The organism is Cupriavidus sp. HMR-1, assembly GCF_000319775.1.
Lineage (GTDB): Bacteria > Pseudomonadota > Gammaproteobacteria > Burkholderiales > Burkholderiaceae > Cupriavidus > Cupriavidus metallidurans.
In genome coordinates this window covers 1-11,242 of record NZ_ANKP01000088.1, presented here as the reverse complement: position 1 = coordinate 11,242, position 11,242 = coordinate 1, and the positions used below count along the sequence as shown (strand labels likewise).

Below are 11,242 nucleotides of genomic sequence, written 5' to 3'. Positions count from 1 at the left end.
TCGAATCTCGTGCTCACGCACAGCCGACCTGGCCAGCAATTGCCGTGGCGGTATGCGGATTGTCGCCCGTCAGCATCATCGTTTTGACACCCAAGGTGTGCAAATCGGCAATGGCTTGACGGCTATTCTCCTTCACTGTGTCGGCCACTGCGAACAACGCCTGCACCCCCTCTGGTCCGACCAGCATTACAACGGTCTTGCCTTCGGCCTCAAGCGCAGCGAGCCGCGATTCGAGTTCTGGCGAACAGACGCCCAGTTCCTCGACCAGCCGGTGGTTGCCCAGATGGTAGGAGTGGTCATCGACGCTGCCACGCACCCCACGGCCAGGCAATGCCGCGAAATCGGCGACGTCGCAAGGTATCAATCCTTCACCTTCGGCGGCGCGCGCCACCGCCAGGGACACTGGGTGATCCGAGCGGGCAGCCAGGCTCGCAGCCAGCAGCCTGGATGTGGCCGGATTGGCGTCGCCCCACACCACGAAATCGGTCAGGGCGGGCTTGCCGTGCGTGATGGTGCCAGTCTTGTCCAAGGCCAACCACTTCAGCTTGCGCCCCTCTTCCAGATAGACGCCGCCTTTGATGAGGATGCCATGCCGCGCGGCCGCGGCCAGGCCGCTGACAATGCTCACCGGCGTGGAAATCACCAGAGCGCAGGGGCAGGCGATCACCAGCAGGACCAGGGCCTTGTAGATCCAGTCCAGCCACGGTCCACCGAACACCAACGGGGGTAGAACCGCCACCGCCAAGGCCACGGCGAATACGACGGGTGTGTAGAGGCGGGCAAACTGGTCGACGAAGCGCTGCGTCGGTGCGCGGCTTCCCTGGGCCGCTTCGACGGCGTGAATGATGCGCGCCAATGTTGACGCGTTGGCTGCCGCCGTGACGCGGAATTCGAATGAGCCGGACTCGTTGATCGTGCCAGCGAACACAGGATCGCCCTCGATCTTTTCGACCGGCAGGCTCTCGCCGGTAATCGGTGCCTGGTTGACGGTGGAGCGCCCCTCAATGACCTGACCGTCGAGGGCGATGCGTTCACCAGGTTTGACTCGAATCCGGCTACCAACTGCGACGGCCTTGGCATCCACCTCGGCCCAACTGCCGTCAGCTTGCTGAATCAGTGCGGTATCCGGTGCGAGATCCATCAGGCCGCGAATGGCGTTGCGGGCGCGATCCAGCGACTTGGCCTCGATGACTTCGGCCAGCGCAAAAAGCACCATCACCATCGCCGCCTCGGGCCAATGACCAATCAGCATGGCGCCAGTGACCGCAATGGACATCAGCGCATTCATGTTCAGGTTGCGATTCCTGAGCGCGATCCAGCCCCTCTTATAGGTGGTGAGGCCACCAGTGAAGATGGCCACCAGCGCCAGCGCGACCACGCCCCAATGGTTGCCACCATGGAGCCAGTACACGACCTCCGCCAGCGTCGCGGCCACCCCTGACACCGCAAGCGGCCACCAGTTCGTGCGCGCGGGCCCCGGTGCCTCGGCCGCTGCGGGGGCACCGGCGCTGCGCACTTCGGCGTCGAAGCCGAGTGATTTCAGGGCTGTAAGCACGTGGGATAGCGTGTCAGCCGCATGCCAGACGTGCAGCGTCCGCTGCACCAGATTGAACTCGAGGCTGGCGACGCCAGGTATGCCGGCAAGCTTGCTGCGAATCAGCGCCTCCTCGGTCGGGCAATCCATCTGGTGGATGGCCAGTACCGTATTTTGCAGGGGCGTTGCTTCGTCCATGCGAACCGCCCGCATCCCGATGGCCGATAGCGCCTCCTCGATAGGGCCCGGTGACGCCATCTGGTGGCTAACGGCTAGCGTTCGCTGCATCAAATTGAACTCAAGTCCTCCCACGCCGGGCAGTTTCGCGAGCTTGTCGCGAATCAGCGCCTCTTCGGTCGGACAGTCCATGTTTTCGATTCGGTAGCGCGCCTGCTTCAGCCCCGCGCCAACCGTGCTCGGTTCTGGGTTGCGCGTCGCAACGGAAGCGCAGCCACATCCCTTCGAGCCACATTCGCTCATGGCAACCCCTTGTGTGTATTCATCTCGCGTTGCCGATTTAACACCCTCTAGTTACTATAGAGTCAAGACATCTCCCATCCGACGCCATGAATATCCAGATCGGCGAGCTTGCCAAGCGCACCGCATGCCCGGTGGTGACCATTCGCTTCTACGAACAAGAAGGGCTGTTGCCGCCGCCGGGCCGCAGCCGGGGGAATTTTCGCCTGTATGGCGAGGAGCACGTGGAGCGCTTGCAGTTCATTCGTCACTGCCGGTCTCTGGATATGCCGTTGAGCGACGTACGGACCTTATTGAGTTACCGGAAGCGGCCCGACCAGGATTGCGGTGAAGTCAATATGCTCTTGGATGAGCACATCCGTCAGGTCGAATCTCGGATCGGAGCTTTGCTCGAACTGAAGCACCATTTGGTGGAACTGCGCGAAGCCTGTTCTGGTGCCAGGCCCGCCCAATCGTGCGGGATTCTGCAGGGACTGTCGGACTGCGTGTGTGATACGCGGGGGACCACCGCCCATCCAAGCGACTAGGTGGGCATCCCTGGCGCCGTACTTCGTCTCCTGCATTTGGATAGTGGCATCGTGCCGGCAAATAGAATTACAATCATTCGCATTTGTACGCGAAATCGCTGTTCTGCCGGTAAGGCCTCCCATGCAAGCCCTGCGTCTCCTTTCGATTGTTCTGCTCTCTCTGTTCGTGACGGTCTCGACCGCACAGGCAGATCCTCTCGCCACGCAAGACAAGGCCAAGCAAATCTGGCAAGTACTGGACTACCTTGCTGTCGACTATGGCCGGTCCGTCAAGGATGGCCACGTCGCCAACGAAGCCGAGTATGCCGAGATGCAGGAGTTCGCGCAGGCCGCTGAACGGCAGCTAACCGAGTTGCCGCCGACGCCAGCCGCGCCAGAGTTGGCCAAGGAAGCGGCGGCGTTGCGCGCATCCATTGCAGAAAAGGCCCCGCCCGAATCAGTCGGCGAGCAAGCTCGCAAACTGGCCGGCGGACTCCTCGCAGCCTATCCGGTCCCGATGGCCCCCGGCAAGCTGCCCGATCTGCAACAAGGGGCAAAGCTGTATCAAAGCCAATGTGCTTCGTGCCACGGCGTTTCCGGGCACGCGGACGGCCCACTAGCTGCAAAGCTGAGCCCGCCACCGATCGCCCTGGCTGATCACGAGCGCGCCCAGGAGCGCAGCGTCTTTGCCCTACAGCAAATCATCACGCGCGGGGTAGAAGGGACGTCGATGCCGGCATTTGCTCAACTCTCGGACGAGGAACGCTGGGCGCTCGCCTATTTTGCCTCGACCCTTTCGTATTCGGATGCCGACCGCCAGGCCGGCGCCAAGCTGTGGACCTCTCAACCGGCTCTCCACGCAGCCGTGCCCACGCTGGCCTTGTTAAGCCAGACCTCCGAGGCTGCGCTCGCCAAGACCGTCGGGGCGGATGCCGCTCGCCAACTGACCGCGTACCTCAGGAGCACGCCGGGCTCGGTCACCGCGTCAAGCACCGACAGCCTGATGATCGCCAGAGACAAGCTGAAGGAAAGCTTGGCCACCCTGGACAAGGGCGACAGGCAGTTGGCTTCGCGGCTGGCGTTGTCTGCCTATCTCGACGGCTTCGAGCCCGTCGAGCCGGCGCTGGCTGCCAAGAACCAGGCGCTGTTCCAGGATATCGAGAAGACGATGGGGCTCTATCGCAATGCTGTGACAGCGGGCCAGGTGGAACGCGCCCATGAAATTGCGCAGAAGTTGCAATCGCAGCTTGACGACGCACAGGAGGCGCTGGGCGGCACCAATGACGCCATATCGACCTTCCTCGGCGCCCTGACAATCCTGCTACGAGAAGGGCTTGAAGCCCTGTTGGTGGTCGTCGCGATGATGGCGTTCCTGAAGAAAGCGGATCGCACCGATGTCCTGCCCTACGTGCATGCAGGCTGGGTTACTGCGCTGGCGGCCGGTGGGCTGACCTGGGCGGTAGCCACCTATGTCGTCGACCTGAGTGGCGCCAGTCGCGAGATGACGGAAGGTTTTTCCGCAGTGTTTGCCGCAATCGTGTTGCTTGGCGTGGGCATGTGGATGCACCAGAAGAGTCTTGCGGGTCGCTGGCAGGCCTATGTGAAGGCGAAGCTGTCCTCGGCATTGAACAAGAAATCAGCGCTGATGCTGTTCCTGCTGTCGTTCGTGACCGTCTATCGAGAAGTGTTTGAAACAGTCCTCTTTTACGCTGCCCTGTGGACAGAGGGCAACGGTGTATTTTTGCTCGCAGGACTTGCGTCGGGTATCGCCATCCTGGCCGCGATCGCCATCGTGCTCCTGCGCTCCACGGCGCGCCTGCCGATTGGTCAGTTCTTTGCCTTCAGCTCAGCATTGGTCGGCGTGTTGGCGGTCGTTCTGATTGGTAAAGGCATAGCTGCGCTTCAGAAAGTCGGCTTCCTACAAGTTACGCCGATCTCCATGCCTCGTATCGACGTCCTGGGCATTTATCCGTCCGTCCAGACCGTCGTAGCGCAAGTCCTGATTCTGCTCATTATCGCCGCAAGCGTCGTCTACAATTTGCGGTCGCACCGGCCATCTACCCAGGTGTAACGCCGCCAATGCGGCTCCGCGCTGGGGAGAACCGTCTCCTCGGCTCGGCTTGCCTGCCGTGGGCCGTGGAGCGCCTCACCGGCGTAACATCTCGCCAATTCTGGCGCCTCCCCGATAGCAAGCGAGCGCGAGGTGCCCCTAAACTGGGTGAATTCATTCGAGCGCCCGATTTAACCGTGCGGCTCCCGTGCGTCTTGCATGGGCTCAAGCATCGTCCCGGCGTCAACCTTGCCTCATAGAAATCGCCGTGACCGCATCCCATCGCACCACGTTATGCCAGATCCCGCCTGCGATCTGGATGTTGGGCTTTGTCAGCCTGCTGATGGATCTTTCGTCGGAGATCATACATAGCCTGCTCCCCATCTTTATGGTGACGGCGCTTGGCGCCAGCGCCTTCGACGTTGGACTCATTGAAGGCTTCGCCGAGGCGACCGCCCTGATGGTAAAGGTCTTCTCGGGGGCGTTCAGCGACTACCTCGGCAAGCGCAAATGGCTCGCGGTACTGGGCTATGCGCTTGGCGCGGTGTCCAAGCCATTCTTCGCACTGGCGCCCGGCGTGGGAACCGTACTGGCGGCGCGTCTCACGGACCGAATCGGCAAGGGCATTCGCGGCGCCCCTCGCGATGCGCTGGTCGCGGACATCGCACCGCCGCACCTCCGGGGCGCCGCCTTCGGCCTAAGACAATCGCTGGACACCGTGGGAGCCTTTCTCGGGCCGCTGAGTGCTATCGGCCTGATGTATCTGTGGGCGAATAATTTCAGGGCCGTCTTCTGGGTGGCAGTCATCCCAGGCATCCTCTCAGTCTTGCTGCTGATGCTCGGGGTGCGAGAGCCCCACACCCATGTCGACGCCAAGCGAACCAACCCCATCAAGTGGGCAAACCTTGTTCGTCTTGGACGATCGTACTGGCAAGTGGTCGCGATTGGGGCGCTGTTCATGCTGGCTCGGTTCAGCGAGGCGTTTCTGGTGCTGCGCGCCCAACAGGTCGGTTTGCCTCTGTACTTGGCGCCCCTCGTGCTGGTCGCGATGAACGTGGTGTATTCCCTGTCGGCCTATCCCTTTGGCAAGCTGTCCGATAGTCTGCCTCATACCACGCTGTTGGCATGGGGTCTGGTGGCCCTTATTCTCGCCGACCTCGTGCTGGCGATAGGCGCGTACTGGGCGGTAATGCTGGCCGGCGTGGCGCTATGGGGGCTGCATATGGGCATGACCCAGGGACTGCTTGCCACCATGGTAGCCGACACCGCGCCCGAAGATCTGCGAGGCACGGCGTTCGGCTTCTTTAATCTGGCGAGCGGGCTGGCGCTTCTCATTGCCAGCGCGTTGGCCGGCTTGCTTTGGGACCGGCTCGGAGCAGCCTTCACGTTCTATGCAGGTGCGGCTTTTTGCGCGGTCACCATTGCGCTGATCTTTGTCGCTCAGCGTGACACGCCGCAAGTGGCAGGCCAAGGGTCGGGCAGCGATCATGGCCGCTGATGACCACGATCCACATGATCGCCTCTCCGCGCTTCACGCCCGGCAGGTTGCCGCGATTTCTTTCGTCCCGCACGTGCCCACCGGGCTGCGTCCGGTGGCCCCTCCGCGATTTCGTCTACCAGTCGACGCAGCCTGCAGCGGGCAGCCTTCGCGCTATCCGCACCTCGCACGGCTCAGACTTTTTCGGGCGGCCCCGAACCTCTTCGGCCTGACAGCCACGCAAAGCCAAGGAAGGCCAACGGCGCAAGCACCAGGCTGTAGCTCAGCCAGGCACCGTAGATCCCGTTGGGACCGTACGGTTCTGTCATGTCATGCCAGTATCGATTATCGACAAACGGCAATGCGCCGGCCTCGGAGAATTCGTGCAGCGCATAGATGGCCAACTGTGCCGAAAACAGCACCATGAACACCGCCGTTACCTGAAAGAACAACGACAGATTCACCCGCCGTCCATACCGGCCCCACGCCCAGGCGAGGATGGCTGCACAAGCCAGCCCAAGGACGCCACCGAGTGCGAGATGTCCCGTACCGGCGCCTGCGGCAAGGGATGCAATCATCGTCGCGGCCTCGACGCCTTCGCGCCCCACCATCAGGAGCACGAAGGCAAAGATCGTCAGCCAGGGGCCGAGGGCTTTCTTGTCCGGCACCCGCGAGAGCCGGCCACGGATTTCGCCCGCCATGGTTTTGCCGTGCCGAAGCATGTGCCACGTGCAGGAGATGACCAGCGTGCCTGCCAGCAGCGCGAGCCAGGCTTCGGCCTGTGCACTGATGCCGCCAACCCGATACAGCGCCAGACCAAGTGCGGCTGCTCCTAAAACAGCCGCGACGATGCCAGCTTTTGCGGCGCTGGCGAGATGCTGGCGGCCTGTCTTTTGGAGACTCTGCATCTTGGTATGACCCCTATACGCGCGTACGCACCGTCGTTGCCCCAACGCGGCCTCATCGGAGTTCGAGCCCGCGCAGCACGAGTCCCCTCGACCGAATCCATAGGAGCCTCTCTCTACACCAAGCACGATCGGCGCCACACGCGATCCCGCGTTTGCATGTTTGGCTTGACCTTGGAGTAAGGTCCAAGGTCTAGGATTGTTTCAGGAAGAACCCGCACTGGCCATTGGCAACCGCCTTGTGGGCCTTCGGCTGTTGATAAATCTGGCGAGGAACATTGTCATGACCATCGCGATATCGGCCGGTTCCGCTCCACACGTCTGGAGCGAGGAGCCGGCTAGTGTACCGGGCTGCCGGCGTATTCGTGCCCGAATCGGCGGGCTGCATTGCTCGTTGTGCACCGGGACCATCGAGAAGGCGCTTGGCAAGCGGCCCGGCGTCGCCAAGGTTGCCGTGAGCCTCACCCATGAACAGGCACTCATTGAGTACGACCCTAACGTCGCGCGTGCCCAGGACCTGCTGCAAACGTTGAAGGACATCGGTTACACAATCTCGGACCCGCGCAAGCTGCGCCCCTTCGATGAGGAAGAACGGGCGCTTACGCGTGAGCGTGGCCGCTTTCTGGCCGCGCTAGCCATGAGCATCGCCGCGATGGGCTTGGTCGGCTATCCGGTCGATAGCGCCTGGTTTCCCCTTTGCGTCTTTTCGCTCGTGAGCCTGGTTGCGTTTGCGTTCGTCGTCTTGCGTGGCTACGGGCTGAGACAGGCGCTAGCCGGAACGGTCGGGCTCGGCGCCTTCGGCGCCGCGATCTACGCGTTCAAGTTGCAGGGCCTGCTGGGCCCGAGCGTCCCGTGGTTGGCAGGCGCGCTCGCAGTGGCGCTCATTTTCGGCATCGGCCGCCATATCGTCTATATGGCGGCGATGGCCTTGCGGCGTGGCATTCTCAATCAGCATGTGCTGGTCGAATTCGGCGCCTTTGCCGGGGTCGCTGGCGGCCTCATCGGCCTCACCCTGCGCCCCGCCGGCTATCCGACAGAAGCATTCTTCGCGGTCTCGGTGATGGTACTCAGCTACCATATCTTTTCTGAGTGGCTCTCGCTGATCGTCAAGACGCGTAGTTCCCAAGCCGTGAAGAAGCTCCTCGATCTCGAGCCGGATATGGCGCTGGTCGTGCGGGATGGCACCGAGCAGTCGGTCCCGCTCGAAGTGGTGCGGCTCGGAGACCGCGTGCGTATTCGTCCCGGCGCGCGCGTGCCGGTCGACGGCGAGGTCGAATCGGGGCACTCCGAGGTGGACGAGTCGCTGGTCACGGGGGAGCCAATTCCTGTCGAGAAGCGTGCCGGCGACCGCGTCCTGAGCGGCGCCTTGAACGGGCACGGGACGCTACTGATCCGAGCGACAGCCGTCGGCGAAGAAAGCTTTCTCCGACAGGTTATCCGCAGTGTGGAAGAAGCCCGCGCACTCAAGCCAGGCGTGCTTCATCTCGTGGACCGCATCCTGCGCGTCTATACGCCACTCGTGCTGTCGACGGCGATTGCCGCTGCCGCCCTCTGGCTCCTCGGACCGTGGCTCGCAGGCGCTGCGCCCGACCTGCAGCGCGCCATCTTTGCCGGGCTGAGCGTGCTGGTGATGGGCTATCCGTGCGCTGTGGGGATCTCAGCACCACTCTCGATCGTGCGCGGCGCAGGCGAAGCCGCCGAGCGTGGCGTGCTCATGCGCACAGGTGAGGCGTTTCAGGTGCTTCGGCGCGTCGATCGTGTGGTGTTCGACAAGACCGGCACGCTTACCGAAGGTCGGCCTGCCCTGCGAGAAGTCATCGCGCTCTCATGCAATGAAGAAGAGCTGCTTGCCGTGGCGGCGGGTACCGAAGCGTTTTCGGAACATCCGCTCGCGCGGGCCGTCGTCGAAGCCGCGTTTCAACGCGGCATCACGCTGTCGAACGTCGAAGACTTTGAGGCGGTCGCGGGTCAAGGTGTGCGGGCACGCCTGGGCCAGTCGAGGCTGGTGGTCGGCAATGCGCGGTTCCTCTCGGTCGAAGGCGCAGCGTTGACCGGGGGCGGACTCGACCCGCGCCTTGCGGAGTTGGAGACAAGCGGATCCACCGTCATTGGCGTGGCACGCGACGGCGTCCTGCTTGGGTGGCTGGCGCTCGGCGATGCGTTACGGGCTGACGCCGTCGAGACGGTCGAGCGCCTGCACGCGCTCGGCATCCGCACCACGCTCCTGACCGGCGACAACGCCCGCGCGGCACGGCATTTCGCGGCAGCCGCCGGTATTGACGAGGTGCATGCACAGGTGCTGCCAGCCGAGAAGGCTGCCCTTGTTCGGCAACTGCAGATGAGCAGTCGCGTGGCGATGGTCGGCGACGGCATCAATGATGCGCCGGCGCTGATGCAGGCCGATGTCGGCATCGCCTTCGGGCACGGCGCCGATATCGCGATCGAATCCGCGGATGTGATCATCCTGAACGCGCGGCTTGCGGCCGTGCTCGACGCCTACATGATCAGCCGCCACAGCTACCGGAAAATCGTGCAGAACGTGCTGCTCGCCTTCCTGTTCAATGGCATTGGCATTCCGGCTGCGGCGACGGGCTTGGTCTATCCCGTGTGGGGCATGGTCGCTATGGCGGCCAGCGTGACGGCAATCTTCGTCAATTCGCTCTGGGGTCACGGCGGCTATTTTTTCGAGGCAATCCGGACGGTGGGACCGTTGGCCTCACTGCCCGCACGGACGAACGCGTAACGGTATTTAAGGAGTCTTCACTATGTTCAAGTCCATCCGATTTGAGGTCACCGGCGAGCAGCGCCTGAACTGCGAGAAGTGTGAACAGCGTGTCACGCGCCTGCTAAGCAGCCTGCCGGGCGCGAAGCAAGTGCGCGCGCAGGCTGCTCATCAGCAGATCGACGTGTTGTTTGATAGCGCGCTGCTCGATGAAACGGCGATTGCCGCGCGTTTGCAGGAAGATGGATATGAGACGCAGGTTATCGGCTAATCCCTGGCCGATGATTGGTCATCCGCGTGGCGCGATGTCGTCGCGCAGTCACATCGAATGCAGGTGAAATCATGGTAGCAGTCACACGAGGCAGGGCAGGTAAGGCAAGCGCTGTACGACAACGACAGCCCGAAGCATTGCCGAAGGAAAACGTACGGCAAGAGACCGCGTTGACCGTGGGCAAGCTCGCGCGGCTCGCCGAGGTCAGTGCTGACACGATTCGCTTCTATGAGGACGAGCGCCTCCTGATGCCGGACAGTAAGTCCAATGCCGGTTACCGGCTCTATGGTCCCGATGCACTTCGGCGACTCGACTTCATCAAGCACGCACAGCAATGCGGCATGACGCTGGCGGAGATCCGACAACTGCTCGACCTGCGCGCCGACGACAGTTCGTGTTGCAGCGATATCCGCAGCCTGGCGATTCGCAAGAAGTTAGAACTCGAGCACAAGATCAAAGCGATGCAGGCCATGTCGCACGCGCTGAGCAGCCTGATCGATGTCTGTACCGCGGACGATCAACCGGTGGATACGTGCCCGATTCTCGCTGCATTGGAGTCCAGTACAGCGAATCAGACAATCCCTCCCACCACCTAACGTCAGCCCCGTCATGAGTATCAAGGTAGAAATCTTCTTCACGCCCGGTTGCAGCCAGTGCGAGCGCGTGAACGACAACCTCAGGGAAATTGCCCGCGCGTTTGGCGACCAGAACGTAGTTTGGCGCGACATCAACCTGCTGGACGAGGTGGACTATGCGGTGGAGCTTGGCCTCCTGTCGCCGCCATCGATCGCCATTGATGGGGAGCTGGTCTTCGCGAGACTGCCCAGCGCCGCGCAGCTTCGGCAGGAGCTGGAGCGACGGCTGGCACAGGAACAGGCCTGAAGGGGCTGGTTTCGCCCAGATACGCGCCACATCAACTTATCAAACCTGGCCCAGGAACATCCATGGATATCGAAGCGCTACGCATGACCTTGCAGCAACCGAGCCTCGCGTCACTTGGCATCGGCTTTCTTCTGGGATTCGTCTTCACGTTCAATCCCGTCGCGCTAGCCTCCATTCCGGTGTCGCTCGCCTACGTCACCAAGGCGCGCGCGCCGCGGACCGCCACGTTCTACGGTGGCATGTTCATCCTTGGCATGGTGGTCGTGCAGGTGCTGCTGGGCATCGTCGCGGCGCTTGGCGGGCAATGGGCGGCGCAACTGCTCGGGCGGCAATGGGGCCTGGTGCTCGGCCCCCTGCTGATTCTGCTCGGCCTGGCCTGGCCCGGCTGGATCCGGCTGCCCTTGCCCGCGCTTGCCTT

9 protein-coding genes and 1 pseudogene are annotated in these 11,242 nt (G+C 62.7%); 8 read left to right on the top strand and 2 right to left on the bottom strand.

The genetic code is table 11. From position 1 onward, the window contains the following. Positions 1–22: 22 nt before the first annotated feature. Positions 23–2,014, bottom strand: a pseudogene (locus tag D769_RS13040) (heavy metal translocating P-type ATPase); the annotation flags it as partial. A gap of 86 nt (positions 2,015–2,100) precedes the next feature. On the opposite strand from D769_RS13040, the gene cadR reads away from it, so the two are divergent. The 3 genes from cadR to D769_RS13025 all read left to right on the top strand — a co-directional run bounded on the left by cadR (position 2,101) and on the right by D769_RS13025 (position 6,065). Continuing rightward, a complete protein-coding gene (cadR, locus tag D769_RS13035; protein WP_008645748.1) occupies positions 2,101–2,538 on the top strand; it encodes a Cd(II)/Pb(II)-responsive transcriptional regulator in 438 nt (145 codons plus the stop codon). 121 nt (positions 2,539–2,659) lie between these two features. After that, a complete protein-coding gene (locus tag D769_RS13030; RefSeq protein ID WP_008645747.1) occupies positions 2,660–4,588 on the top strand; it encodes an FTR1 family protein in 1,929 nt (642 codons plus the stop codon). A 298-nt stretch (positions 4,589–4,886) separates the two neighbouring features. Then, complete coding sequence (locus D769_RS13025; protein ID WP_035832055.1) at positions 4,887–6,065, top strand: MFS transporter; 1,179 nt, start codon at positions 4,887–4,889, stop codon at positions 6,063–6,065. Between the two features lie 173 nt (positions 6,066–6,238). Here the strand turns inward: D769_RS13025 and D769_RS13020 are convergent, their stop codons facing one another. Next, complete coding sequence (locus tag D769_RS13020) at positions 6,239–7,090, bottom strand: FTR1 family protein (RefSeq protein ID WP_241227864.1); 852 nt, start codon at positions 7,088–7,090, stop codon at positions 6,239–6,241. A 142-nt stretch (positions 7,091–7,232) separates the two neighbouring features. Here D769_RS13020 and D769_RS13015 point away from each other — a divergent pair, with 142 nt between their 5' ends. From D769_RS13015 to D769_RS12995, 5 genes are all read left to right on the top strand, one after another. Further along, positions 7,233–9,692 (top strand): cation-translocating P-type ATPase, encoded by a 2,460-nt coding sequence (locus D769_RS13015; RefSeq protein ID WP_040011031.1) that lies wholly within the window; start codon positions 7,233–7,235, stop codon positions 9,690–9,692. A 22-nt stretch (positions 9,693–9,714) separates the two neighbouring features. After that, positions 9,715–9,942: a heavy-metal-associated domain-containing protein gene (locus D769_RS13010; RefSeq protein ID WP_008645741.1), complete on the top strand. Its 228-nt coding sequence runs from the start codon at positions 9,715–9,717 to the stop codon at positions 9,940–9,942. A gap of 176 nt (positions 9,943–10,118) precedes the next feature. After that, the gene (locus D769_RS13005) at positions 10,119–10,538 is read left to right on the top strand and encodes a heavy metal-responsive transcriptional regulator (RefSeq protein WP_241227865.1); all 420 of its coding nucleotides are present in this window, start codon (positions 10,119–10,121) and stop codon (positions 10,536–10,538) included. A gap of 13 nt (positions 10,539–10,551) precedes the next feature. Then, entirely contained in the window at positions 10,552–10,824 is a 273-nt protein-coding gene (locus D769_RS13000; RefSeq protein WP_008645739.1) for a thioredoxin family protein, read from the top strand. Between the two features lie 62 nt (positions 10,825–10,886). Next, positions 10,887–11,242 (top strand): cytochrome c biogenesis protein CcdA (locus D769_RS12995; protein WP_008645738.1); only part of this gene is annotated, 356 nt, incomplete at its 3' end.

Excerpts from the sequence above, each read along its gene's own strand:
- cadR (WP_008645748.1), top strand. The coding sequence starts at position 2,101 with ATGAATATCCAGATCGGCGAGCTTGCCAAGCGCACCGCATGCCCGGTG.
- D769_RS13030 (WP_008645747.1), top strand. The coding sequence starts at position 2,660 with ATGCAAGCCCTGCGTCTCCTTTCGATTGTTCTGCTCTCTCTGTTCGTG.
- D769_RS13025 (WP_035832055.1), top strand. The coding sequence starts at position 4,887 with ATGTTGGGCTTTGTCAGCCTGCTGATGGATCTTTCGTCGGAGATCATA.
- D769_RS13015 (WP_040011031.1), top strand. The coding sequence starts at position 7,233 with ATGACCATCGCGATATCGGCCGGTTCCGCTCCACACGTCTGGAGCGAG.
- D769_RS13010 (WP_008645741.1), top strand. The coding sequence starts at position 9,715 with ATGTTCAAGTCCATCCGATTTGAGGTCACCGGCGAGCAGCGCCTGAAC.
- D769_RS13000 (WP_008645739.1), top strand. The coding sequence starts at position 10,552 with ATGAGTATCAAGGTAGAAATCTTCTTCACGCCCGGTTGCAGCCAGTGC.